This is a genomic window from Cupriavidus sp. U2 (genome assembly GCF_009663685.2).
Lineage (GTDB): Bacteria > Pseudomonadota > Gammaproteobacteria > Burkholderiales > Burkholderiaceae > Cupriavidus > Cupriavidus necator_C.
This window is the reverse complement of the sequence record NZ_RCOG02000014.1, coordinates 1-22,608: the sequence shown is the minus strand read 5'-3', so window position 1 is coordinate 22,608 and position 22,608 is coordinate 1. Positions and strand designations below refer to the sequence as shown.

Below are 22,608 nucleotides of genomic sequence, written 5' to 3'. Positions count from 1 at the left end.
AAAAAAGTACGGTCGTTCGGTAACGACGTACGGTATGCCCGCCGGAAGCTTGCGTCAAGCTAGGGACGCTTCGATTCCGCCCTGCAGCGCGCCGGGCGGCATCGGCGGAGCCCCATGTCAGGTGGCCGCCACCCGGTACACCGCCAGGCTGCCGCGCCAGTTGACGCCCCAGTTCACGGTCACGCCTTCGTGCATCACCACGCGGTCCAGCACGCGCAGGCCCACCTTGGGTGCCAGTTCCTCGAAATCGCGGATCGTCAGCACGCGCACGTTCGGCGTGTTGTACCACTGGTAGGGCAGCGACTCCGACACCGGCATGCGGCCCTGGAACACCGACAGCCGGTGCGGCCAGTAGCCGAAGTTCGGGAACGACACGATGCACTCGCGGCCCACGCGCAGCGTGTCGCGCAGCACCTGCGCCGTGTTGTGGATGGTCTGCAGCGTCTGCGACAGGATCACCGTGTCGAAGCTCTTGTCCTCGAACAGCGCCAGGCCGCCCTCCAGGTTCTGCTGGATCACGTTGACGCCCTTCTGGGCGCAGGCCAGCACCTCTTCGTCTCGGATCTCGATGCCGTAGGCCTTCACGTCCAGCTCGTCCTGCAGCACGCGCAGCAGGCTGCCATCGCCGCAGCCGGCGTCGAGCACGGTGGAGTTCGGCTCCACCCAGCGGGCAATCGCGCGAAAGTCGGGGCGCAGCGCGAGGATATTGGGATTGGCGGCGTTCATGCACCGATCTCCTCGGCAATGCGTTCGTAGTAGGCGCGCATCAGGTTGTGATAGCGCGGGTCTTCCAGCAGGAAGGCGTCGTGGCCATGCGGCGCGTCGATCTCGGCGTACGATACCTGCCGCTTGTTGTCGAGCAGTGCCTTGACGATCTCGCGGCTGCGGTTCGGCGCGAAACGCCAGTCCGTGCTGAAGCTGACCACCAGGAACTTCGAGTGCGTCTGGGCCATGGTCTTCGTCAGGTCGCCCTGGAAGGCCAGCGCCGGGTCGAAATAGTCCAGCGCGCGCGTGATCAGCAGGTACGTGTTCGCGTCGAAGTACTCGGCGAACTTGTCGCCCTGGTAGCGCAGATAGCTTTCCACCTGGAACTCGACGTCGAACGAGAACTGGATGTCTTCGGCCTTGAGCGTCCGGCCGAATTTCTCGGCCATGTCCTCGTCGGACAGGTACGTGATATGGCCGATCATGCGCGCCACGCGCAGCCCGCGCTTGGGCTTCACGTTGTGCGCGTAGTAGTTGCCGCCGTGGAAATCGGGGTCGGACAGGATGGCGCTGCGCGCCACCTCGTTGAACGCGATGTTCTGCGCCGACAGCTTCGGCGTGGAGGCCACCACGATGCAGTGGCGCAGGCGGTCCGGGTACATCAGGCTCCAGGCCAGCGCCTGCATGCCCCCCAGGCTGCCGCCCATCACCGCCGCGAACTGATCGATGCCGAAGTGGTCGGCCACGCGCGCCTGCGCGTTGACCCAGTCCTCGACCGTCACCACCGGGAACAGCGCGCCGTAAGGGGCGCCGGTGGCCGGGTTGGTGCTCATCGGCCCCGTCGAGCCGAAGCACGACCCGAGGTTGTTCACGCCGATGACGAAGAAGCGGTTGGTATCGAGCGGCTTGCCGGGGCCGACCATGTTGTCCCACCAGCCGATATCGCGCGGGTTGTCGGCGGCGATGCCGGCCACGTGGTGCGAGGCGTTCAGGGCGTGGCACACCAGCACGGCATTGCTGCGCGAGGCGTTGAGCGTGCCGTAGGTCTCGACCATCAGGTCATAGCCGGCGATCTGGCTGCCGTTGCGCAGCTTCAGCGGTTCGGCGAAATGCAGGCGCTGGGGCGTGACGACGCCGACGGAATCGGTCGGCACATCGAGCACGCCAGCGGGAGGAGCGACATCGGTCATGGAGCAGGCCCGCGTCAAGTCAGCAGGCGAAAAAAAACCCGACCGGCCAATGCGTAGGTTTCGCAGCCAAGTCGGGCTTTTCGCGGGATTCCGCGTGTCGGTGCTGGAGCGTGGAAGATTCCATCCGCGAGGCACCGACCCAACCTCTTTAGCCGCATTTATATTGGCAACCGGAGCGTTTTCCCCAGGTGCCGCGCGCCCGCAAGCCAGTCATCAAATCGGCGCGACCCGCACATTATAGTGCAAAGCGCCGGCCGCACGCATGACCGCTCGCCGGCGCGGGGCATTTACCCCAGCAGCACGCGCAGCTGCGCGTCGATGTTGTCGCTCGGCAGCTTGCGGAACCCGCTGCGGGCGTAGCGGTGCCAGTGGCCCTGCACCGTGGCGGTAATCAGCGCCACGCGCCCCGGAATATCGGCGTCGGCCGGAAACGCGGCCTGCGTGACCGCCACCTTCAGGCACTGGCGCAGCGATGCCTCGATGCGGTCCACCATCTGGTTGATGCGTTCCTGCAGGCGCTCGTGCTCGCCCACCAGGGCCTCGCCGGTCAGCACGCGCGTCATGCCCGGGTTCTTTTCGGCAAACGTCAGCAGCATGCGCACGATGGCCTGCACCTGGCGCAGGCCGTGTTCTTCCTGCGTGGTGATCTGGTTGATCAGGCCGAACACCGTCTGCTCGATAAAGCCGATCAGGCCTTCGAACATCTGCGCCTTGCTGGCGAAATGGCGATACAGGGCGGCCTCGGACACTGACAGCCTGGCAGCCAGTGCGGCCGTCGTGATCTTTTCCCCGCGCGGGTGCTCGAGCATGCCGGCCAGCGTCTGCAGGATCTGGATGCGGCGTTCGCCCGGGCGTGGCCGCTTGCGCGCCGGGGTCTCCGGCTCGATGGCCGATGGGGCGACTGGCATGAGAGCCTCTGCCTCGCGAGCGATGGTTTGCGTCATGACCCGATTCTCCGCTTTTGTCGTAGGAGTTGATGCATCAATTGTACTTTTATGTCCACATATCCCGGGCGATTCACCACGCGGGCACGCATTCTGGGGGCGTGATCGGCCTGCATCTGTGGCGCCGTTGCCGCAGTCCGGGCACTTGACTCGCCGTCCAGGCCGGCCGACGGGTCCTGGCTTTCGGCCGCGACCAGCGTCACCGAACGCTCCTGGGCCGTGTGGCCCACATGCTGGCGATCCTCGGCCGACAGCATCGAGCGCGTGGCGGCATCGCGCGCGGCGCCAGCCTGGGCCGGCACCACATGGGGCCGCGACGGCGCCAGCGTGCGCAGGAAGCCGGTGACCCACGCCGTGCGGATGCCCATGGCCGCATAGTGCTTCAGGTGAGACACGGTGTCCTCCACCAGCACTACGCGGCGCCGCGCCACGCCAATCTGCGTCAGCAGCCGGCGCAGCATGCGCCGGTCGGGCTTGGGCCGCAGATGGCCATGCACCCACATGTCCTCGATCGCCACCACGCGCTCGAAGCAGCGGTCGATCCCGGCCACCGCCATCACCGCCATCGCGTAGTCGCGCGGCGCGTTGGTCACCAGGATCTTGCGGCCCGGCAACCGGCGCAGCGCGGCCACCAGCCCGCGGCGCACGCGCACCATGTCCGCCAGTTCGGGGAAGTCATGCGCGGCACGCAGGAAATCCGCCGGGTCCACCTGGTGATGGCGGATCATGCCAAGCAGGGTGGCGCCGTAACGCTGCCAGTAGTCCACGCGCACGCGGCTGGCCGTGGCCTCGTCGCTGCCCAGTACCCGTGCCACGTAGGCGGTCATCAGCCGGTTGATGGCCGGAAAGATCGCATGCGAGGCATCGTGCAGCGTGTTGTCGAGGTCGAACAGCCACACCGTATCGCCGGAGGCATTTCCTGCCGGGTCGCGCAGCAGATGCCGGCGCGGACGGTGGACGGAAGCCTGTCCGGACGTAAGACGGCGTGCGCGATCCCTGCCGCGACGCTGGGTGGGCTGACGGATAAACACGCCTGGATTGTGAACTGAATGGAGAGGAAGACCGGGAACCCGCACCGGGCGGGCTCCCTGACGGACGCGCTCAGTGCGAGCGGATCATCGTGCCGAAGGCCTGTTCGGTCAGGATTTCCAGCAGCAGCGAATGTTCGATGCGGCCGTCGATGATGTGGACCGAATGCACGCCGCTCTTGGCGGCATCCAGCGCCGACGAGATCTTCGGCAGCATGCCGCCGGAAATCGTGCCGTCGGCGAACAGTTCCTCGATCTCGCGCGCCGACAGGTCGGTCAGCAGGTTGCCCTTCTTGTCCATCACGCCCGGGATGTTCGTCATCATGACGAGCTTCTCGGCCTTCAGGATCTCGGCCATCTTGCCGGCCACGACGTCGGCGTTGATGTTGTACGCCTGGCCATCGTCGGAGAAGCCGATCGGCGAGATCACCGGGATGAACGCGTCGTCCTGCAGCGCCTTGACCACGGCCGGGTTGATCGCCTCGATATCGCCAACGTAGCCGATATCGATGAAGGTGCCCGGGTTCTCGCGGTCGGGCATCTGCAGGCGCTTGGCGCGGATCAGGCCGCCGTCCTTGCCGGTCAGGCCCACGGCCTGGCCACCGTACTGGTTGATCAGCATGACGATGTCCTGCTGGACTTCGCCGCCGAGCACCCATTCCACCACTTCCATGGTTTCCTCGTCGGTGACGCGCATGCCCTGGATGAACGTGCCGACCTTGCCGACCTTCTTCAGCGCCTCGTCGATCTGCGGACCGCCGCCGTGCACCACCACCGGGTTCATGCCCACGAGCTTCAGCAGGATCACGTCGCGCGCAAAGCCGTGCTTGAGCTTTTCCTCGGTCATCGCATTGCCGCCGTACTTGACCACAATGGTCTTGCCGTGGAACTTGCGGATGTAGGGGAGCGCCTCGGCAAGGATTTCGGCCTTGAGAGAGGGGGCGATGGCCGCTACCGACGTGGTGGCAGGCCCAGGATTGTCAGCGTTCATGGCTTCGGACATTCCGTGTGATCTGGAGCAGGTATCATGACGAACCGTCCGCCTGACAAGGCGGTACGGGGCGGGCCGGCATTGCGGGCAGGCGCCGATTCTACAAGAAACCGGCGGCGGCATTGCAATCGCGGCAATGCAAGAAGGATACAACGCCATGACCGACCCCTCGACGATACAGACCGGCCGGCTGCGCCCCGTGGAACATTGCAGCGCCTGCGGGGCGGCCTTCGTCTGCGGGTATGCGGCCGGGCTGCCGGAATGCTGGTGCGCCAGCCTGCCGCTGCTGCCGGCGCGCCAGATCGTGCCGGGGCGGCATTGCCTGTGTCCCGACTGCCTGAAACGTCGTCAGGCCGAGACACCTGCCGCTTCATCATGAAAATTTTCGCTCCTGCGTTCGGCGAATGACAAAACGGACGCGGTCCGGTTTAACATTCGCGACATGAATAGCCTACGCGGAATCGATCTCAACCTGCTGGTGGTGCTGGAAGCACTGCTGGCCGAACGCCATATCTCGCGCGCCGCGCTGCGGCTGCAGCTGAGCCAGCCGGCCGTGAGCCATTCGCTGGCGCGGCTGCGGCAGTTGCTGGACGACCCGCTGCTGGTGCGAGGCCAGGGCGGACTGGTGTTGACGCCGCGCGCCCACGAGCTGACCGGCCCGCTGGCCGAGGCGCTGGCGCAGGTGCGCATCCTGCTGGGACCGGGCGGCTTCCAGCCGGCCACGGCCCGGCGCACGTTCCGCCTGGCGATGTCCGACTATGGCGCCCTGGTGGTGTTGCCCCGCCTGCTGCGCGCCCTGCGCCGGGCGGCGCCCAATATCGACCTGGTGGTGACGCAGTCCAGCCGCGAGACCATGACCGCGCAGATCGCCGACGGCGAGCTGGACGTGGCGCTGGCCGCCTTCTCGTTCGAGCCCGAGGGCGTGCGTACGGCGGTGCTGTTCGATGACGATTTTGCCTGCGCGGTGGATGCAGCCACGGTGCGCGACACCGGCCGGCTCGACCACGTGGCCTACCTGGCGCGCTCGCATGTGCTGGTGACGGCCGCCACCGAGCGCGGCGAGGCCATCGACGCCGCCGTGACGCGGCTGGGCGGCCGGCGCAAGATTGCCTGCGCGGTGCCGCACTGGAGCGTGGCCCCGGGGCTGATCGTCGGCACCAACATGGTCCTGACCACGGCCCGGCGCAGCCTGGAAGCCCTGGCCGACCCACGCCTGGCCATCTTCGAGGCGCCGTTTACGATCCCGGGCTTCAGCTACAGCATGATCTGGCCCGAAAAGGCCGAGGCCGATCCCGGCCATACCTGGCTGCGCGAACGCGTGCGCGAGGCCGCCACGTCAGCCGACGCGGACGCCGAAGCCGCCGCCATCAGCCTGCGCGGCTGACCCGGCGGGCCAGCCCGGCGGCGCCGGCCCAAGCCGGTCAGTGCTTGGGGTCCCGGTCAGTGCTTGTGGTCCATGTGGCCAGCGTGGCCGCCCGACTGGGCCGACGCGGTCACGTCGCGCACCTCGGCCTTGACGGTCTGTTCCGTCACCTTGCCGTTCTGTTCGATCTTCAGCGTGATGGGCACCGTATCGCCGGCCTTGAGCTGCTGCTTCAGGCCCATCAGCATCACGTGATAGCCGCCCGGCTTGAGCTGCACGTCCTGCATCTTCGGCAGGTCCAGCGCCTGGACCTGGCGCATCCGCATCACGTTGTTGTCCATCTTCATTTCGTGCAGCTCGGCCGTGGCCACCGGCGACGACACGCCCACCAGCTTTGCCGCGTCGTGCGCGTGCAGCGTCATGAACGCGCCGGACGCGGTCTGGGCCGGCACCGTGCCGCGCACCCAGGCGTCGCTGACGTCGACCTGCGCCATGGCGTGGGCGCTGGCCAGCAGGCCGGCCAGGCCAAGAGTGACGATGGAAGCGGCACGCGCCGCACGGATTTTGGCTTGCATGGGAAACATCTCCACGATTCGGATCGAAGGCGACGATATTGGGGCGATCATTAGACCATGGCCGGCAGGACCCTGCCCGCCGCCCTGCACGCCGCCCTGCACGCCGCCCGGTAACCCCACAGTCTGGCAGCCCCGCCCACGGCCCAGAATGCGGCACGGTGTCGCATGACGGGCAACCCGCCGCAGCATTGCTACACTCGCGCCATGCACGCCTCGATCGACCTGTCCCCCACGCCGCTGCCGGCCATCTTCGGCATGCCGGCGCAACGCCATAGCCTGGTCAGCCTGCGCCGCCTGTGCTGGCTGCGCTGGGCCCTGCTGGCCGGCCAGGCCATGCTGCTGGTGTCGTGCGAATCGGTGGCCGGCATCATGCTGCCGTACAAGCCGCTGCTGTTCCTGTTTTCGGTCCAGGCCGCGTTCAACCTGTATTCGGTGGCGCGGCTGCGCTGGCACGCCACACGCGGCTCCATGCCCGGCGACGGCGAGCTGATGGTGCAGATGATGGTGGACCTGACCGCGCTGTCGGCCATCCTGTTCTATACGGGGGGCGCCACCAACCCGTTCGTGTCGTTCTACCTGCCCGGGCTGGCCATTGCGGCGGCCATCCTGCCTTGGCGCCTGGTGGTGGTGCTGGCGGTCTACGCGCTGTCCTGCTATTCGCTGCTGCTGCTCGAATACCTGCCGCTGCATCTGCACAACCCCGACAACGCGGTGAACTATCACCTGGCCGGGATGTGGCTGAATTTCGTGGCCAGTGCCGTGATGATCGCGTTCTTCGTGGCGCGGCTGTCGAACGTGCTGCGCCAGCGCGATGCCCAGCTCAACCATGCGCGCGAACTGCTGCTGCGCGAGGCGCGCGTCGAGGCGCTCAACGACCAGGCCGCCGCCGTGGCGCATGAAATCGGCACGCCGCTGGCCACGCTGGCCGTGATCGCCGGCGAATTGCGCGCCGATGCCGAGGACGCCCGGCGCGGCGCCACCGCCGTGGCCGGCTACCTGCCCGATTTGCGCACGATGGAGCAGCAGCTCGAACTTTGCCGATCGATCCTGGCGCGGCTGCGCGAGGACCACGAGACGCTGGCCCCGCAGCGCATCGACGCCTGGATCGCTTCATTTGTGGAACGCTGGCAGTTGCGCCATCCGCAGGCCAGCCTGCAGGCAGACGTGCTGCCCGATGCCGCGTCGCAGGCCGTGGATACGGCGCGCGTGAGCCAGATCCTGACCATCGTGCTGGACAACGCCGCGCGCAGCCAGTACGGCGAGGGCGGCGGCACCCGTCAGGCCCCGCCGCTGGCGCTGACCGTATCGGTGGACGCCGACGCGCTGGTCTGGCGCGTGACCGACCACGGCAGCGGCATCGCGCCCGCGCTGCGCGCGCAGCTGGGCGAAGCGCCGGTGGCCAGCAGTCACGGCGGCCAGGGCATCGGCCTGTATCTGGCGCAAAGCGCCGCCCGCCAGCTTGGGGGCGGGCTGGCATGGCTCGACAACCCCACGGGCGGCACGGTGACAGAGCTGCGCCTGCCGCTGGCCGGCGCGGCCGCAAACCCGCTCTCCCCGCAATCCGATTTCCAACCGTAATGACCGACGCACCTGCCGACGCACTGGCCGCCGTACCTGCACCCGACGCCACGCCCTTCCTCGTGATCGATGACGACGAGGTGTTTTCCGGCACGCTGGCCCGTGCGCTGACGCGCCGCGGCTACGCCGTGCAGGTGGCGCACAACGGCGGCAGCGCGCTGGCCCTGGCCGCGAAAACGCCGTTCGCCTATGTCACGCTGGATCTGCATCTGGGGCCGCCGCCCGAGGCCAGCGGCACCGCGCCGGCCGAATCGGGGCTGCATCTGGTGGCGCCGCTGCGCCAGGCGCTGCCCGACGCACGCATCCTGGTGCTGACGGGCTACGCGAGCATTGCCACGGCCGTGGCAGCGGTCAAACAGGGGGCCGACGAATACCTGGCCAAGCCGGCCAACGTCGATTCGATCCTGACCGCGCTGATGGCGGGCGTTTCGGAAGAGGCGGCCGAGGCCGCGCTGGAAGAACCGGTGCCGCTGTCGGTGGCCCGGCTCGAATGGGAGCACATCCAGCGGGTGCTGACCGAGCATGGCGGCAATATCTCCGCCACGGCGCGGGCGCTGAACATGCATCGACGCACGCTGCAGCGCAAGCTGGGCAAGCGGCCGGTGTCGCGCTGATTCCGGCTGGACTGACTTGCCGGGCTGGCGCGCGGTATTACAGGCGCAGTTGCACGTAGTCCCAGCCCAGGTCGTCGTCCGACGCATCGGCCATGCGCACGGCATCGCTGGCGTGGCGGTCGGCCAGCGTCACCAGCGCGCCCGAGGCCATGGCCGTGGCGGCCACGACGGCGCTGCGCTCGGTCTGGTCCGCGACCCTGGCCACGTTGGCGGCCGGCACCGCCGCAGCATGAGCGTTGGTCATCACGCCGGGGCGGATGCAGAGGAATACGGTGGCGGCGGTAATGGCAGCTACGACGCCCGTGGCGGCCATGGCCACCCGGCGCTTGCGCACGCGGTTGCGCTTGAAGAAGGTTGTACGCATGGCTGACTCCCTTTAGGTGTTTGCGCAGGATGCGGTGGCTCCCGCATCGGTCCCATCGACCAGGACGGTGACAGACAAGGTGCGCAAGGGTCGCATTTTCTTCAGGATCGGCGCCAGTGTGCTTACCAATGCTTACGAGGGTTACGGGTGCGACAACGGGCGGGCCGCCTTTGAAACACCGCTGACTTGAAACGGGCCACCCGCGACCGCCGACCGCGCTGCGGCACCACGTCGCACGCCGGCGCCCGGTGCGCAAAGTTAGACTGATGCACTTTGTTACCTTCTCGGACGACTCCCGCTCCATGATCCCGCGCCTCCTCGCTGCCGCCCTGCCCGCCGCCCTGTCCGTTGCCCTGCTTGGCACCGCGCCGCTGGCCTCCGCCCATATCGTCTTCGAACAGAAGCAGGCGCCCGCCGGCAGCTACTTCAAGGGCGTGCTGATGGTGGGCCATGGCTGCAATGGCAGCGCCACGAAGTCGGTCACGGTGACCATCCCCGAAGGCGTGCAGGGTGCGCATCCGCAGCCGAAGCCGGGCTGGCAACTCGATGTCCAGCGCGCGAAGCTAGCCAGGCCCTATGCCTCGCATGGCAAGACGGTCGAGGACGATGTGCGCACGATCCGCTGGTATGGCAACACGCTGGCCGACCAGCATTTCGACGAGTTCCGCCTGCTGATGAAGCTGCCCGAGCAAGGCGGCAAGCTGTACTTCCCGGTGGTGCAGGAGTGCGAGAACGGCAAGTCGGAATGGACGCAGGTTCCGGCGGAAGGCCAGAACCCGCGCGAGCTGAAGTCGCCCGCGCCGGCGCTTGAGGTGATCCCGGTCGATGCCCATGCCGGGCACGCCGGCCACGCGCACTGACCGGGGCGGCCTGGCCCGCGCAGGCAAAAAAAGAGCCGGACAGTGCAAATTGTCCGGCTCTTCTGTTTTGCGGCGAAGCCCCGCGCGTTACAGCACGTAGCGCGACAGGTCCTCGTTGCCCGCCAGGTCGCCCAGGCGTTCATCCACATACGCGGCGTCGATCGTCACGGTGTTGCCCGACGACTTCGTGGCATGGAACGACAGGTCTTCGAGCAGACGCTCCATCACCGTGTACAGGCGGCGCGCGCCGATATTCTCGACCTTCTCGTTGACCGAGAACGCGATCTCGGCCAGGCGGCGGATGCCGTCCGGGGCGAACTGCAGGTCGACCTCCTCGGTCTTCAGCAGCGCCTGGTACTGCTTGGTCAGGCTGGCGTCGGTCTGCGTCAGGATGGCCTCGAAATCCTGCACCGACAGCGATTCCAGTTCCACGCGGATCGGGAAGCGGCCCTGCAGTTCGGGGATCAGGTCGCTAGGCTTGGACAGATGGAACGCGCCCGACGCGATGAACAGGATGTGGTCGGTCTTGATCATCCCGTACTTCGTGTTGACCGTGGTGCCTTCCACCAGCGGCAGCAGGTCGCGCTGCACGCCCTGGCGCGACACCTCGCCGCCGCCCACGTCGCTGCGGCTGGCGATCTTGTCGATCTCGTCCAGGAACACGATGCCGTTCTGCTCGACGTTGGCGATGGCCTTGTGCTTGAGTTCTTCCTCGTTCAGCAGCTTGGCGGCCTCTTCGTCGATCAGCAGCCTGAACGCTTCCCTGACCTTCATCTTGCGGCGCGCCTTCTTGCCCTGCCCCAGGCCAGCAAACATCGTGCGGATCTGCTCGGTCATGTCTTCCATGCCCGGCGGCCCCATGATGTCCATGTTGGGCATGCCGGCGGCCACTTCCAGCTCGATGTCCTTGTCGTCGAGTTCGCCCTGGCGCAGCTTCTTGCGGAATACCTGGCGCGTGTTCGAGTCCTTGTCCTCCTGCTGCTGGAAGCCGATGTCGCGCGGCGGCGGCAGCAGCACGTCCAGCAGGCGGTCCTCGGCGGCGTCCTCGGCCTTGGTGCGCACCTTCTTCATTTCCGATTCGCGCGTCTGTTTGACGGCCATTTCGGCCAGGTCGCGCACGATCGTATCGACGTCGCGGCCCACATAGCCCACCTCGGTGAACTTGGTGGCCTCGATCTTGATGAACGGCGCGTCGGCCAGCTTGGCCAGCCGGCGCGCGATCTCGGTCTTGCCCACGCCCGTGGGTCCGATCATCAGGATGTTCTTGGGCGTGATTTCCTGGCGCAGCGGCTCTTCCACCTGCTGGCGGCGCCAGCGGTTGCGCAGCGCCACGGCCACGGCCTTCTTGGCCTTGTTCTGGCCGATGATGTGCTTGTCGAGTTCGGAAACGATTTCCGACGGGGTCATGGTTTGCGACATGGGAATCCGTTGGGGCGCGTCAGTCGATGGTCTCGATGACGAAGTTGGTGTTCGTATAGATGCAGAGTTCGCCGGCGATGGTCAGGGCCTTTTCGACCACGTCCTTCGGCGACAGCTCGGTGTTCTCGACCAGCGCCTTGGCGGCCGATTGCGCATACGCGCCGCCCGAACCGATGGCCGCGATGCCGCCTTCGGGGTCGAGCACGTCGCCGTTGCCGGTGATGACCAGCGTGGTGTCGCGGTCCGCCGTGATCAGCATGGCCTCCAGGCGGCGCAGCGCGCGGTCCGAACGCCAGTCCTTGGCCAGGTCCACTGCCGCGCGGGTCAGGTTGCCCTGGTATTTCTCCAGCTTCGCCTCGAAGCGGTCGAGCAGCGAGAAGGCATCGGCCGTGCTGCCGGCAAACCCGACCAGCACCTTGCCGTTATAAATGCGCCGGACCTTGCGGGCCGTTCCCTTCATCACGATATTGCCGAGCGTGACCTGGCCGTCACCGCCCAGTGCGACCTGATTGCCGCGGCGGACGCTGACGATGGTGGTGCCGTGATACTGTTCCATGGTGCCTTTGCGTGAGAGGTGTTCTGCGGCTAGGTGGCGCCACATGACCGTCTTTCAAGAGGCGGCCATGCCGGCGACGATCTTCCAATATAGGAAATCGCCGATCCGGACGTCGGATCGGACCCGACCGGCGCCGGCAGCACATCGCGCCCCGGCAGGTCTCCGCAAATGGAAAAAGGCCACGCATGGCGTGGCCTTTTCGGCACCGGAGCGATCCCGGGCGGGCAATCGGCAGGATCGGTCCGCCGGTCAGTCAGCGGATCAGTCAGCGTACACACCGGCCTTCTTGATCACCGGCGTCCACTTGTTGATTTCCGACGTCAGGAACGTGCGCAGCGAATCGGGCGTGGCGCGCTGGGCCGGTACGGCCTCGGCGCCCAGTTCCGCCATCTTGGCGCGGAAGGTCGGGTCTTGCACCGACTTCTGCAGCGCGGCCGACAGCTTGTCGATGATCGGCTTCGGCGTGCCCTTGGGCGCGTACATGGCGTGCCAGATCTTCACTTCCACGCCCGGCATGCCTTGTTCGGCGGCGGTCGGGATGTCCTTGAACGCTTCCACGCGGCGCGACTGCATCGCGGCGTACGGCTTCAACGCGCCCGCCTTCAGCTGGCCGGCGATGTTGGTGGTCTGGTCGCACATCAGGTTGACCTGGCCGCCGAGGATATCGGTCAGCGCCGGGGCGGTACCCTTGTACGGCACGGTGGTCAGTTCGGTCTGGAGCGCGCTCTGGAACAGCAGGCCGCACAGGTGCGAGGCCGAGCCGATGCCGGCGTTGGCCAGCGACAGCTTGCTGGCGTTGGCCTTGATGTACGGCACCAGGTCCTTGAAGGTGGCAGGCGGCAGTTGCTTGTTGCCCACCATCACCATCGGCACGTCGGCCACTTCACCGACCATCTCGAAATCCTTCAGCGGATCGAAGCCCAGGTTGCGGTACAGCGCCGGCGCCGTGGACATGCCGATATGGTGGATCAGGATCGTGTAGCCGTCGCCCTTGGCCTGCGCCACCTTCTTGGCGCCGATGGTGCCGCCGGCACCGCCCAGGTTTTCGATCACGATGGTCGTGCCCAGATGCTTGGACATGATCATCGTCAGTTCGCGCGCCACCTTGTCGGTCGGGCCGCCCGCGGCAAACGGCACCACCGCCTGCACCGGCTTGCCGCCGGGGTATTCCTGCGCCTGCGCTCCCGTGAAGACACCCACGCCGGCAACGGCCAGCGCGGCTGCAATATTCAATGCAACTCGTTTCATTACGTCTCTCCTGTTCCCTCTTGGATTCCCCGTTCCAACGCTGTGGGTGCCGCCGGGCTTTGTCGTGGTTCGCGACCCCCGAGCGCGTCGATCCATATCGGAAAAACGCGGTGACCATCGGCACGATGTATGGATTCCATGCAGCGTCCAGCCCCGCCGACAGGCGGAGCCGGAGGTGGATGTTAGCAATCGCGAACAAGCACCAGATATAGGGGCTAACCCGCGAGAAAGTGGCGTTTCTTACGAGAATGTAATGAAATTGAGGATTTCTTCGAGAAGCGGCTCGGGCGCTTCTTCGGGCAGGTAGTGACCGCACGGCAGCGTGCCGCCCGTGACGTTTGTGCCCACTTCCTGCCAGAGCTGCAGCGGCTCGAAGCAGCGGGCCACCACACCGTGCTCGCCCCACAGCACGCGCACCGGCATCTGCAGCTTGCGGCCGGCGTCGCGGTCCGCACGATCGTGGTCGAGGTCGATGGTGGCGGCGGCGCGATAGTCCTCGCACATGGCATGCACGCGCGCCGGTTCGCGCATCGCGGCAACGTAGGCGGCCATGGCATCGGGCACGAACGGGCTCGGCCCCGCGCCCGGATGCCGCAGCCCCAGCAGCCGTTCGATCAGGAACGCGGGCTCGGCATTGATCAGCGTTTCGGGGAACGGCGCCGGCTGGATCAGGAAGAACCAGTGCCAGTAGGCGACGGCAAATGCCATGTCGGTGGCCTCGTACATGGCCAGCGTCGGCGCGATGTCCAGCAGCATCAACTGGCTGACCGCGTCGGGATGATCCATGCAGAGCCGATGCGCCACGCGGGCACCCCGATCATGGGCGCACAGCGCAAAGCGCCGGTAGCCAAGCTGGCGCATCACCTCGACCTGGTCCTGCGCCATCGCGCGCTTGCTGTAGACATCGTGGGTGGCGCTGCCCGGCGGCGCGCTGCTGCTGCCGTAGCCGCGCAGGTCCGTGGCGATGACGGTGAAGCGGTCGGCCAGCGCCGGCGCTACCTTGTGCCAGATCAGGTGGCTCTGCGGGAAGCCGTGCAACAGCAGCAGCGGCGGCCCCGAGCCGCCCCGGACGCCCCCTATCTCGACGTCGCCCACCTTCAGGCGAAACCACTCGAAATTGGGAAACAGCAACGCGCTGGCGTCGTTCTGCATGACAAGGTCTCCGGGTTGTGGTCTGGCCTGCCTGCCGATCATAGGCTTTTTTCCGCGGACCAGAGGTTGCCCGGATACCGCCTGAATACTTCCCGGACGCCCCCGGACGCCGCCCGGCTGCCACCCGCCCTGGCCAAAAACCCTGTTTGTGCAACTGAATTGCAACTCGCCGGGGCCTATGGTTAAATCGTCGGCATGAACCGCCCCACCCCTCATCCGCCCGACATGCCCGCGCCCCCGCCCGATGACGCCGGCGCCGGCGCCGGCCGCCATGACGCGGCGCAGGCGCGCCTGCGCCAGCTTGGCGCCCGTGTGACGCAACCGCGCGTGGCCATCCTGGCGTGCCTGATCGACGCCCAGGCGGCGCTGACGCACCAGGAAGTGATCGACCGCCTGCCGGCCGATGGCGACGTGGACCGCGTGACGGTGTACCGGGTGCTGGACTGGCTGGTGGACCAGGGCCTGGCGCAGAAGCGCGCCGGCAACGACCGCGTCTTCCGTTTCACGCTGCTGGAGCACGAGGCCGCGCGCGCCGAAGTGCATCGCCAGCACAGCCACTTCCATTGCACGCGCTGCGATCGCACGTTCTGCCTGGAATCGGCCGGAAAGTCCGTGGCGCCGAAGGTCCCCAGCGGATTCGCGGTCGATCACGTGGAACTGACGGTCAACGGGGTCTGCGCGGAATGCGGCAAGGTGCGCGCGGAGCCCGGCGGCCATGCCGATCACTGAATAGATACTAGATACGGGCGACCTCTCGATCCCGGCTTTCCTCGGAGCAGAACAATATGTCCAAACTGATTCCGGTCACCATCCTGACCGGCTTCCTAGGCAGCGGCAAGACCACGCTGCTCAAGCGCATCCTCAACGAGCAGCACGGCATGAAGATCGCCGTGATCGAAAACGAATTCGGCGAGGAGAACATCGACAACGAGATCCTGGTGCAGGACGGCCGCGAGCAGATCGTGCAGATGAGCAATGGCTGCATCTGCTGCACGATCCGGGGCGATCTGGTGCAGGCGCTGTCCGACCTGGTCACCCAGCGCGACGAAGGCAAGCTCGACTTCGACCGCGTGGTGATCGAGACCACCGGCGTGGCCAATCCGGGCCCGGTGGCGCAGACCTTCTTCATGGACGAGGAAATCGCCTCGCGCTACCTGCTGGACGCCGTGATCACGCTGGTCGATGCCAAGCACGGCAACATGCAGCTGGACAAGCAGGAAGAGGCCCAGCGCCAGGTGGGCTTTGCCGATGCGATCTTCATCACGAAGTCCGACCTGGTCGACGCGGCCGGCATCGACGACCTGCGCCACCGCCTGAAGCACATGAACCCGCGCGCACCGATCCGCACGGCCAATTTTGGCGAAACGCCGATCGACACGATTTTCGACCTGCGCGGCTTCAACCTGAACGAGAAGCTGGAGATCGACCCGGAATTCCTGCACGCCGACGAGCACGACCATGACCACGAGCATGGCGAGCACTGCGGCACCGACTGCGGCCACGACCACGATCACGGCCACGACCACGATCACGGCCATGGCCAGGCGCACGACCACCATCATCACCACCACCACACCGACCGCATCGCGTCGTTCGTCTTCCGCAGCGACAAGCCGTTCCACTACGGCAAGCTGGAGGAATTCCTGTCGGGCATCCTGTCGGTCTACGGCGAGAAGCTGCTGCGCTACAAGGGCGTGCTCTATATGGAAGGCGTGGACCGCAAGGTGGTGTTCCAGGGCGTGCACCAGCTGATGGGCAGTGACGTGGGCGCCAAGTGGGAAGACGAAACCCCGGGCACCAAGATGGTGTTCATCGGCGTGGACCTGCCGCGCGACGCCATCCTGAAGGGCCTGGCCGCCTGCCTGGCCTGACTTTCCCCCGGGCGCGCCGCCAGGTGCGCCTGCCGCCGCTTGGGCGGCCGGGCGCCGCGCCACCCCCGGCAGCGCCCGCTACCCTCCCCTTGGGTGGGAATATCGGGAAAACTCCTGTCTCTTGTCGGTCTTTCTCCCATATCTCCGAAAAATTTGTTCAAGTACAATAGGCCGGATTTGATACGGGCGGCGCACCTCTGGGCGTAGCCGGTATTTGCAGGGCGGCGGTCGTCGTCAGCATGAGGCACAGCCGCCAGCAGGCGCGGTCGTTGGCTTCGTGCGGAGACCGCCCTCCGCGTGGGGACCAACGATCGATGCGCCGTCACTCTTCGACGCGTTGAGAGAGGTGTCCCCATGACAGCCGCAACAAAGACCAAGGAAAGCCGCAGCAAGACAGGTACCGCTGCGGCGGAGACGCTCAAGGCGCCGCCCGAAAAGGCGACGCCAGCTCCCCGCGGCAGTACGGCGCACGCCGATGCGGGCGAGGCCAAGGGAGGCACGCGAAGCAGCAAGACTGCAGCCAGCCAGAGTGAAACAGCCGCTCCGCGCAAGCGGGCGGCCACTGCACCCGAGCGGACGAAGACGCCGCCGGTCGCATCAACAAGAGAATCAGCAGGAACCATGAGCAGCAACAAACTTCTGACTGAAGCTGAAATCCTGAAGATGAGCGACAAGGATTACATGAACGAGGCGCAGCTCGCCTTCTTCAAGAATCGCCTTGAGCAGCTTCGCGACGAGATCCTCAAGAATGCGGACCAGACCACGGAACACCTGCGCGAGACGGTCATCGTGCCCGATCCGGCGGACCGCGCGACGATCGAAGAAGAACACGCACTCGAACTGCGCACGCGCGACCGTGAGCGCAAGCTGCTGAAGAAGGTGGAGCAGTCGCTGCAGCGCATCGAGTCCGGCGACTACGGCTGGTGCGAGGAAACCGGCGAGCCGATCGGCGTGCCGCGCCTGCTGGCCCGCCCGACCGCCACGCTGTCGCTGGAAGCCCAGCAGCGCCGCGAACTGCGCCAGAAGCTGTTCGGCGACTGATCGTCTCCGGCGGTCACCCGCGCGGCTGACCCGCTCCGACGCCCAACGGCCCGGTCTTCCGGGCCGTTTTGCTTTGCGCGCCCGCATCGTCCCGATTGCAATTGCCTTTGTGGCGTCACGGCTACGGCACTACCATTGCGGAATACCGCCAGCCTGTTGCCGCAGCCGGCTTTCTGTTACAGTCGCAACTTTGTTGCAATAACAACGTCCTTTCGTCATGGCCGCTCGCCTGCCCGTCACCGTGTTGTCCGGATTTACCGGCGCCGGCAAGACCACCGTGCTGCATCAGCTGATGTCGCAGCCCGGGGTACGCCTGGCCGTGGTCGACAGCCGTGCCGACCTGCTGGCCGAAGTGGACCGGCTGGCCCAGACCGGGCAGTACGACTTTGCCGTGATCGAAGCCGATCCGACCGACGAACCGCTCGGTATCGCCGAAGGCTTCGCGTTCGAGGACGCCCACGGCGAGCAGTCGCCCGGCGTGGCGCACCTGGACACGCTGGTGACCGTGGTCGATGCCAGCCGCTTCCTGACCGACTATCACGACGCCGACTTCCTGTCGGCGCGCGGCCTGGCCGCCCACGATGACGACGACCGCACGGTGGTGGACGTACTGATCGACCAGATCGAAGTCTGCGACGTCATCGTCATCAACAAGATCGATCTGGTCGACGCCGGCCAGCTGGGCCGCCTGCACGTGGTGCTGCGCGCGCTGAACCCGCGCGCCAGCATTGTCGATGCCAGCCATGGCAACGTGCCGGCCGCGCAGGTGCTGGGGACCGGCCGCTTCGACATGGAAGCCACGCCCAACGCGGCCGGATGGCAGGCGGCGCTGCAGAACGACGCAGTGCCCGATGCCGCCGGCATTGCCACGCTGGTGTACCGCCGCCGGCGCCCGTTCCATCCGCAGCGGTTTGCCGACCTGATCCACACCGAATGGATGCGCGAGCATGGCGACGTGCTGCGCTCCAAGGGCCTGTTCTGGCTGGCCAGCCGCATGGACATTGCCGGCGACTGGAGCCAGGCCGGCGGTGTCTGCCGCCCTGGCGCGGCCGGTGCGTGGTGGGCCGCGATCGATGCCGAGGAATGGCCGGCCGAGGGCCTGGCCCGTGCCGCCATCGAGGCCGATCTGCTCGAAGACGGCCTGCCCGCCGCCTATGGCGACCGCCGCCAGGAACTGGTGCTGATCGGCGCCGACCTGGACGCGCCCGCGCTCGAAGCCCGGCTCGACGCCTGCCTGCTGACCGACGACGAAATGGCGGCCGGCCCCGACGCCTGGGCGGCGTATCCCGATCCGTTCCCGGACTGGGGCGATGCGTTCGACGACGATCACGATCATGGCCACGACCACGGTTACGATCACGAGCATGGCGACGGGCCGTGCGACTGCGGGCATGCGCACTGAATTCCCGCTCCTCGCTCGCTGGCGCGCGCGCGGCATCGGCTTCTGGCCGGCGCTGTGCCTGGTTGCGTGCCTGCTGCTGGCGCAGCACGTGGGCCTGGTCCACCGCGTGGTGCACGGCGGGCTGCTGAACGCCCCGCAGGCCGCCGCACAGCTCGAATCCACCGATTCCACCGGCACCACCGATGCCACGGATGACGCCGCCGACGCGGGCCATGCCGAACCGTTTTCGCTGAAACTCGGCCTCCACTCGTGCGTGCTGTTCGACGGCGCCACGCTGGCCGACACCCACTTTGGCAGCTTCGTGCTGCCGTCGCTCGCCTTCGGCAAGCCGGTCAAGCCGGCCAACCTGGCCTACCGCTGGCCCGATCTGCCCGCGGCCCACGCCTTCCAGCCTCGCGCCCCGCCGGCCTCTTTCGCATTCGCCTGACTTGCAGCCGCGTGTGCGGGGTGACACCCCGCGCCCGCGCGCGCCTGACCGGGCGCGCCCCGCATTGCCGTGGCCGCGCCCGCCCATACCGAATTCGAATCGCGAGCCATGTACTCGAACTCCAACCGTACTCTGGCGGTGCGCCGCACCCCGCTGGCGGCACTTGCCGCATTGATCACCGCGGGCCTGTCCTCGCACGCCATCGCCCAGGCCACCACTCCGGCCGCCCCCGAGGCCCAACCGCCCGCACCGGCCGCTTCGGCACAACCTGCCGCGCAGCCAGCCACCCCGACACTGAAGGAAGTGGTGGTCACCGCGAACCCGCTCGGCAGCGACCTGAACGACATGGTCGCCCCGGTGTCGACGCTGGGCCGCGACGCGCTGGCCGTGCGCCAGGCCAGCACGCTTGGCGAAACGCTGAACAGCATGCCCGGTGTCACATCGAGCTACTTCGGCCCGAACGCCAGCCGGCCGATCATCCGGGGCCTGGACGGCGACCGCATCAAGGTGCTGCAGAACGGCGGCTCGACGCTGGACGCCTCCACGCTGTCCTATGACCACGCGGTGCCCATCGACCCGCTCGTGGCCGAGAAGATCGAAGTGGTGCGTGGCCCGGCCGCGCTGATGTACGGCGGCAACGCCGTGGGCGGCGTGGTCAACGTGATCGACAACCGCATTCCGCGCGATCCGATTACCGGCGTCAGCGGCGCGGCCAACGTCAGCGGCACCATTGGCGGCGACAAGGGCCGCAATGCCAGCGGCCTGCTGGAGGCCGGCAACGGCAAGTTCGCGGTGCACGCCGATGCCTTCGTGCGCCAAACCAGCGACCTGCGGATTCCGGGCTACGCCCGCAGCGGCACGCAGCGCGCCAACCAGCCGCTGCCCGAAGGCGAGAGCGAAGCCTACGGCAAGATTCCGAACACCAACGCCCACCAGGAAGGCGGCTCGATGGGCGGCTCGTACACGTGGGCCGACGGCTTCGTAGGCGCCAACTGGTCGACCTATCGCAACGACTACGGCACGCCAGCCGAGGAAGACGCGCGCATCAAGATGCGCCAGGACCGCTTTGCGCTGGAGGGCGAGTCACGCAACCTGGCCGGTGCCACCAACGGCATCTTCGAGTCGGTCAAGGGCAAGTTCAGCTACACCGACTACGAGCACCGCGAGATCGAGGGCGGCGAAACCGGCACGACCTTCAAGAACCACGGCTGGGACGCCCGCCTGGAAGCCACGCACGGCAAGATCGGCAACATGACCGGCGTGATCGGCACGCAGTTCGGCCATACCGACTTCTCTGCCCTGGGCGAAGAGGCCTTCGTGCCGAGCACGACCACCGACAACGCCGCGTTCTTCGTGTTCGAGGAACTGCCGCTGATCCCGTCGGGCGACCTGAAGCTGAACTTCGGTGGCCGCCTGGACCACAGCAAGGTGAAGTCCAGCGCCAACGGCAACGACCGCTTCAGCGATGCCGAGCGCAGCTTCAACGCCGGCAGCGCATCGGCTGGCCTGCTTTACAAGCTCAACCCGGTCTGGACGGTCACCTCGAACCTGTCGTACACCGAGCGCGCGCCCACGTTCTACGAGCTGTACGCCAACGGCCCGCACCTGGCCACGGGATCGTTCGAAGTGGGCGACCCGAACGCCGCCAAGGAACGCGCCACGTCGATCGACCTTGGCATGCGCTTCAAGCAGGGCAACCATAGCGGCAGCGTGTCGGGGTACTACAGCCGCTTCCAGAACTACCTGGCGCTGCTGAACACGGGCGGCTATCGCGACGCCGAAGGCAACGTGGTGGCCGCCGGCAGCGACGGCGCGCTGCCCGAACTCCAGTACGCGGGGGTACCCGCCACGCTGTACGGCTTCGAGGCCGAAGGCAAGACGCGCCTGCTGCAGAAGATGCTGACCACCAGCGATTCGCTCGACTTCGAAGCGCGCGCCGACTACGTCCACGGCGAGAACCGCAGCAACGGCCAGCCGCTGCCGCGCCTGTCCCCGCTGCGCCTGGGCGGGTCGCTGGTCTACGCCGCCGGCCCGTGGGGCGCCCGCGTCAACGTGGACTGGAATGCGCGCCAGAGCCGTGTGCCGACCGGCGATACGCCGACCGACGCGTACACGATGCTGGGTGTGGCGCTGACCTACAAGATGAAGCTGTCGGGCACGCAGACGCTGTTCTATGTCCGCGGCGACAACCTGACCAACACCGAGGCACGCAGCGCCACGTCGATCCTGCGCGATATCGCGCCACTACCCGGCCGCAGCGTGCGGATCGGGATGCGGACGCAGTTCTGACACTGAATTGCGGCTGCCTGGTTTGCTCCCCTCTTCCGCCAGGCGGGAGAGGGGCCGGGGGAGAGGGCGCGGCGCTTCCATTGACGGCATGTCGGCAAGCAGCGCCTCGATGCCCTCTCCCCCAACCCCTCTCCCATTGCATGGGAGAGGGGAGCAAAACGGCAGTGTGCGAACGCGCCGCAGCGTGCGGATCGGGATGCGGACGCAGTTCTGACGCTGAATTGCGGCTGCCTGGTTTTGCTCCCCTCTCCCGCCAGGCGGGAGAGGGGCCGGGGGAGAGGGCGCGGTGCTTCCATTGACGACATGCCGGCAAGCAGGGCCTCGATGCCCTCTCCCCCAACCCCTCTCCCATTGCATGGGAGAGGGGAGCAAACCGGCAGTGTGCGAACGCGCCACTACCCGGCCGCAGCGTGCGGATCGGGATGCGGACGCAGTTCTGACGCTGAATTGCGGCTGCCTGGTTTGCTCCCCTCTCCCGCATCGCGGGAGAGGGGCCGGGGGAGAGGGCGCGGTGCTTCCATTGACGACATGTCGGCAAGCAGGGCCTCGATGCCCTCTCCCCCAACCCCTCTCCCATTGCATGGGAGAGGGGAGCAAAGCGGCAGTGTGCGAACGCGCCACAGCGTGCGGATCGGGATGCGGACGCAGTTCTGACGGCTGGATTGCCGCTGCCTGGTTTGCTCCTGTAGTGGTCAAGTTTTTTCAGACAGGTGTTAGGGTGGTCTGTTGGAACTTGTCCTCGTAGTCTGTTGGCGACGCGTAGCCCAGTGTCGAATGCAAGCGCACCGGGTTGTAGAAGCCCACGATGTACTGTGTGATGTCGCGCCGGGCTTCGGCGCGGTCGGCGTACCGCCTTTGCCAGACGCGCTCCATCTTCAGGTTCAGGAAGAAGCGTTCGGCTACGGCGTTATCCCAGCAATCGCCCGACCGGCTCATGCTGCAAACCAGGCCGTGGCGCGCCAGCAATCCCTGGTACTCCTCGCTTGCATAC

Annotated in this window: 23 protein-coding genes; 11 read left to right on the top strand and 12 right to left on the bottom strand. The window is 67.0% G+C overall.

Annotation, left to right across the window (positions count from 1 at the left end; all coding sequences use genetic code 11):
- Window positions 1–117: 117 nt before the first annotated feature.
- The 5 genes from metW to argB all read right to left on the bottom strand — a co-directional run bounded on the left by metW (window position 118) and on the right by argB (window position 4,858).
- Entirely contained in the window at window positions 118–726 is a 609-nt protein-coding gene (gene metW / locus D9X30_RS13580) for a methionine biosynthesis protein MetW (RefSeq protein WP_153949907.1), read from the bottom strand.
- Window positions 723–1,895: a homoserine O-succinyltransferase MetX gene (gene metX / locus D9X30_RS13575; RefSeq protein WP_153949908.1), complete on the bottom strand. Its 1,173-nt coding sequence runs from the start codon at window positions 1,893–1,895 to the stop codon at window positions 723–725. The genes metW and metX overlap by 4 nt, the downstream gene beginning before the upstream one ends.
- 287 nt (window positions 1,896–2,182) lie before the next feature.
- Window positions 2,183–2,839, bottom strand: coding sequence for a nucleoid occlusion factor SlmA (gene slmA, locus D9X30_RS13570; RefSeq protein ID WP_153949909.1), 657 nt, complete (start codon window positions 2,837–2,839; stop codon window positions 2,183–2,185).
- On the bottom strand, window positions 2,836–3,870 hold the full coding sequence (locus D9X30_RS13565) for a pyrimidine 5'-nucleotidase (protein ID WP_249640955.1): 1,035 nt from the start codon (window positions 3,868–3,870) through the stop codon (window positions 2,836–2,838). Before D9X30_RS13565 ends, slmA begins: the two co-directional genes overlap by 4 nt.
- A gap of 70 nt (window positions 3,871–3,940) precedes the next feature.
- On the bottom strand, window positions 3,941–4,858 hold the full coding sequence (argB, locus tag D9X30_RS13560; RefSeq protein ID WP_066735077.1) for an acetylglutamate kinase: 918 nt from the start codon (window positions 4,856–4,858) through the stop codon (window positions 3,941–3,943).
- Window positions 4,859–5,015: 157 nt separating this feature from the next.
- On the opposite strand from argB, the gene D9X30_RS13555 reads away from it, so the two are divergent.
- Window positions 5,016–5,237, top strand: coding sequence for a cysteine-rich CWC family protein (locus D9X30_RS13555; RefSeq protein ID WP_153949910.1), 222 nt, complete (start codon window positions 5,016–5,018; stop codon window positions 5,235–5,237).
- 63 nt (window positions 5,238–5,300) lie between these two features.
- Entirely contained in the window at window positions 5,301–6,242 is a 942-nt protein-coding gene (locus tag D9X30_RS13550) for a LysR family transcriptional regulator (RefSeq protein WP_153949911.1), read from the top strand.
- Window positions 6,243–6,298: 56 nt separating this feature from the next.
- On the opposite strand, the gene D9X30_RS13545 is transcribed toward D9X30_RS13550, so the two are convergent.
- Entirely contained in the window at window positions 6,299–6,796 is a 498-nt protein-coding gene (locus D9X30_RS13545) for a copper chaperone PCu(A)C (RefSeq protein WP_153949912.1), read from the bottom strand.
- Between the two features lie 204 nt (window positions 6,797–7,000).
- On the opposite strand from D9X30_RS13545, the gene D9X30_RS13540 reads away from it, so the two are divergent.
- Together D9X30_RS13540 and D9X30_RS13535 are read left to right on the top strand one after the other, a co-directional pair.
- Complete coding sequence (locus D9X30_RS13540) at window positions 7,001–8,374, top strand: ATP-binding protein (RefSeq protein WP_153949913.1); 1,374 nt, start codon at window positions 7,001–7,003, stop codon at window positions 8,372–8,374.
- Entirely contained in the window at window positions 8,374–8,988 is a 615-nt protein-coding gene (locus D9X30_RS13535; RefSeq protein ID WP_092602904.1) for a response regulator transcription factor, read from the top strand. Before D9X30_RS13540 ends, D9X30_RS13535 begins: the two co-directional genes overlap by 1 nt.
- Window positions 8,989–9,025: 37 nt before the next feature.
- Here D9X30_RS13535 and D9X30_RS13530 read toward each other — a convergent pair whose 3' ends face one another.
- Window positions 9,026–9,352, bottom strand: coding sequence for a hypothetical protein (locus D9X30_RS13530; RefSeq protein ID WP_153949914.1), 327 nt, complete (start codon window positions 9,350–9,352; stop codon window positions 9,026–9,028).
- Window positions 9,353–9,654: 302 nt separating this feature from the next.
- On the opposite strand from D9X30_RS13530, the gene D9X30_RS13525 reads away from it, so the two are divergent.
- Window positions 9,655–10,212: a YcnI family copper-binding membrane protein gene (locus D9X30_RS13525; RefSeq protein ID WP_153949915.1), complete on the top strand. Its 558-nt coding sequence runs from the start codon at window positions 9,655–9,657 to the stop codon at window positions 10,210–10,212.
- Between the two features lie 87 nt (window positions 10,213–10,299).
- Here the strand turns inward: D9X30_RS13525 and hslU are convergent, their stop codons facing one another.
- From hslU to D9X30_RS13505, 4 genes are all read right to left on the bottom strand, one after another.
- Window positions 10,300–11,631 (bottom strand): ATP-dependent protease ATPase subunit HslU, encoded by a 1,332-nt coding sequence (gene hslU / locus D9X30_RS13520; RefSeq protein WP_153949916.1) that lies wholly within the window; start codon window positions 11,629–11,631, stop codon window positions 10,300–10,302.
- Window positions 11,632–11,650: 19 nt separating this feature from the next.
- Complete coding sequence (gene hslV / locus D9X30_RS13515; protein ID WP_092602898.1) at window positions 11,651–12,187, bottom strand: ATP-dependent protease subunit HslV; 537 nt, start codon at window positions 12,185–12,187, stop codon at window positions 11,651–11,653.
- A 261-nt stretch (window positions 12,188–12,448) separates the two neighbouring features.
- The gene (locus D9X30_RS13510; RefSeq protein WP_153949917.1) at window positions 12,449–13,435 is read right to left on the bottom strand and encodes a tripartite tricarboxylate transporter substrate-binding protein; all 987 of its coding nucleotides are present in this window, start codon (window positions 13,433–13,435) and stop codon (window positions 12,449–12,451) included.
- A gap of 240 nt (window positions 13,436–13,675) precedes the next feature.
- Complete coding sequence (locus D9X30_RS13505) at window positions 13,676–14,587, bottom strand: alpha/beta fold hydrolase (RefSeq protein ID WP_153949918.1); 912 nt, start codon at window positions 14,585–14,587, stop codon at window positions 13,676–13,678.
- A 195-nt stretch (window positions 14,588–14,782) separates the two neighbouring features.
- Between D9X30_RS13505 and D9X30_RS13500 the strand changes: the two genes are divergently transcribed.
- The 6 genes from D9X30_RS13500 to D9X30_RS13475 all read left to right on the top strand — a co-directional run bounded on the left by D9X30_RS13500 (window position 14,783) and on the right by D9X30_RS13475 (window position 21,617).
- Window positions 14,783–15,316 (top strand): Fur family transcriptional regulator, encoded by a 534-nt coding sequence (locus tag D9X30_RS13500; RefSeq protein ID WP_153949919.1) that lies wholly within the window; start codon window positions 14,783–14,785, stop codon window positions 15,314–15,316.
- A 56-nt stretch (window positions 15,317–15,372) separates the two neighbouring features.
- A complete protein-coding gene (locus D9X30_RS13495; protein WP_153949920.1) occupies window positions 15,373–16,458 on the top strand; it encodes a CobW family GTP-binding protein in 1,086 nt (361 codons plus the stop codon).
- 354 nt (window positions 16,459–16,812) lie between these two features.
- The gene (dksA, locus tag D9X30_RS13490) at window positions 16,813–17,499 is read left to right on the top strand and encodes an RNA polymerase-binding protein DksA (RefSeq protein WP_228771094.1); all 687 of its coding nucleotides are present in this window, start codon (window positions 16,813–16,815) and stop codon (window positions 17,497–17,499) included.
- Window positions 17,500–17,716: 217 nt separating this feature from the next.
- Window positions 17,717–18,901: a GTP-binding protein gene (locus D9X30_RS13485; protein ID WP_153949921.1), complete on the top strand. Its 1,185-nt coding sequence runs from the start codon at window positions 17,717–17,719 to the stop codon at window positions 18,899–18,901.
- The gene (locus D9X30_RS13480) at window positions 18,891–19,328 is read left to right on the top strand and encodes a hypothetical protein (protein WP_153949922.1); all 438 of its coding nucleotides are present in this window, start codon (window positions 18,891–18,893) and stop codon (window positions 19,326–19,328) included. The genes D9X30_RS13485 and D9X30_RS13480 overlap by 11 nt, the downstream gene beginning before the upstream one ends.
- Before the next feature lie 108 nt (window positions 19,329–19,436).
- On the top strand, window positions 19,437–21,617 hold the full coding sequence (locus tag D9X30_RS13475) for a TonB-dependent receptor (protein ID WP_153949923.1): 2,181 nt from the start codon (window positions 19,437–19,439) through the stop codon (window positions 21,615–21,617).
- Between the two features lie 702 nt (window positions 21,618–22,319).
- Here the strand turns inward: D9X30_RS13475 and D9X30_RS13470 are convergent.
- On the bottom strand, window positions 22,320–22,608 hold a 289-nt coding region (locus D9X30_RS13470; RefSeq protein WP_153949369.1), incomplete at its 5' end, for an integrase core domain-containing protein.

Bases quoted from the DNA above. Each gene is read 5' to 3' on its own strand.
- metW (WP_153949907.1), bottom strand. From the start codon at position 726: ATGAACGCCGCCAATCCCAATATCCTCGCGCTGCGCCCCGACTTTCGC.
- metX (WP_153949908.1), bottom strand. From the start codon at position 1,895: ATGACCGATGTCGCTCCTCCCGCTGGCGTGCTCGATGTGCCGACCGAT.
- slmA (WP_153949909.1), bottom strand. From the start codon at position 2,839: ATGACGCAAACCATCGCTCGCGAGGCAGAGGCTCTCATGCCAGTCGCC.
- argB (WP_066735077.1), bottom strand. From the start codon at position 4,858: ATGAACGCTGACAATCCTGGGCCTGCCACCACGTCGGTAGCGGCCATC.
- D9X30_RS13555 (WP_153949910.1), top strand. From the start codon at position 5,016: ATGACCGACCCCTCGACGATACAGACCGGCCGGCTGCGCCCCGTGGAA.
- D9X30_RS13550 (WP_153949911.1), top strand. From the start codon at position 5,301: ATGAATAGCCTACGCGGAATCGATCTCAACCTGCTGGTGGTGCTGGAA.
- D9X30_RS13545 (WP_153949912.1), bottom strand. From the start codon at position 6,796: ATGCAAGCCAAAATCCGTGCGGCGCGTGCCGCTTCCATCGTCACTCTT.
- D9X30_RS13540 (WP_153949913.1), top strand. From the start codon at position 7,001: ATGCACGCCTCGATCGACCTGTCCCCCACGCCGCTGCCGGCCATCTTC.
- D9X30_RS13535 (WP_092602904.1), top strand. From the start codon at position 8,374: ATGACCGACGCACCTGCCGACGCACTGGCCGCCGTACCTGCACCCGAC.
- D9X30_RS13530 (WP_153949914.1), bottom strand. From the start codon at position 9,352: ATGCGTACAACCTTCTTCAAGCGCAACCGCGTGCGCAAGCGCCGGGTG.
- D9X30_RS13525 (WP_153949915.1), top strand. From the start codon at position 9,655: ATGATCCCGCGCCTCCTCGCTGCCGCCCTGCCCGCCGCCCTGTCCGTT.
- hslU (WP_153949916.1), bottom strand. From the start codon at position 11,631: ATGTCGCAAACCATGACCCCGTCGGAAATCGTTTCCGAACTCGACAAG.
- hslV (WP_092602898.1), bottom strand. From the start codon at position 12,187: ATGGAACAGTATCACGGCACCACCATCGTCAGCGTCCGCCGCGGCAAT.
- D9X30_RS13510 (WP_153949917.1), bottom strand. From the start codon at position 13,435: ATGAAACGAGTTGCATTGAATATTGCAGCCGCGCTGGCCGTTGCCGGC.
- D9X30_RS13505 (WP_153949918.1), bottom strand. From the start codon at position 14,587: ATGCAGAACGACGCCAGCGCGTTGCTGTTTCCCAATTTCGAGTGGTTT.
- D9X30_RS13500 (WP_153949919.1), top strand. From the start codon at position 14,783: ATGAACCGCCCCACCCCTCATCCGCCCGACATGCCCGCGCCCCCGCCC.
- D9X30_RS13495 (WP_153949920.1), top strand. From the start codon at position 15,373: ATGTCCAAACTGATTCCGGTCACCATCCTGACCGGCTTCCTAGGCAGC.
- dksA (WP_228771094.1), top strand. From the start codon at position 16,813: ATGACAGCCGCAACAAAGACCAAGGAAAGCCGCAGCAAGACAGGTACC.
- D9X30_RS13485 (WP_153949921.1), top strand. From the start codon at position 17,717: ATGGCCGCTCGCCTGCCCGTCACCGTGTTGTCCGGATTTACCGGCGCC.
- D9X30_RS13480 (WP_153949922.1), top strand. From the start codon at position 18,891: ATGCGCACTGAATTCCCGCTCCTCGCTCGCTGGCGCGCGCGCGGCATC.
- D9X30_RS13475 (WP_153949923.1), top strand. From the start codon at position 19,437: ATGTACTCGAACTCCAACCGTACTCTGGCGGTGCGCCGCACCCCGCTG.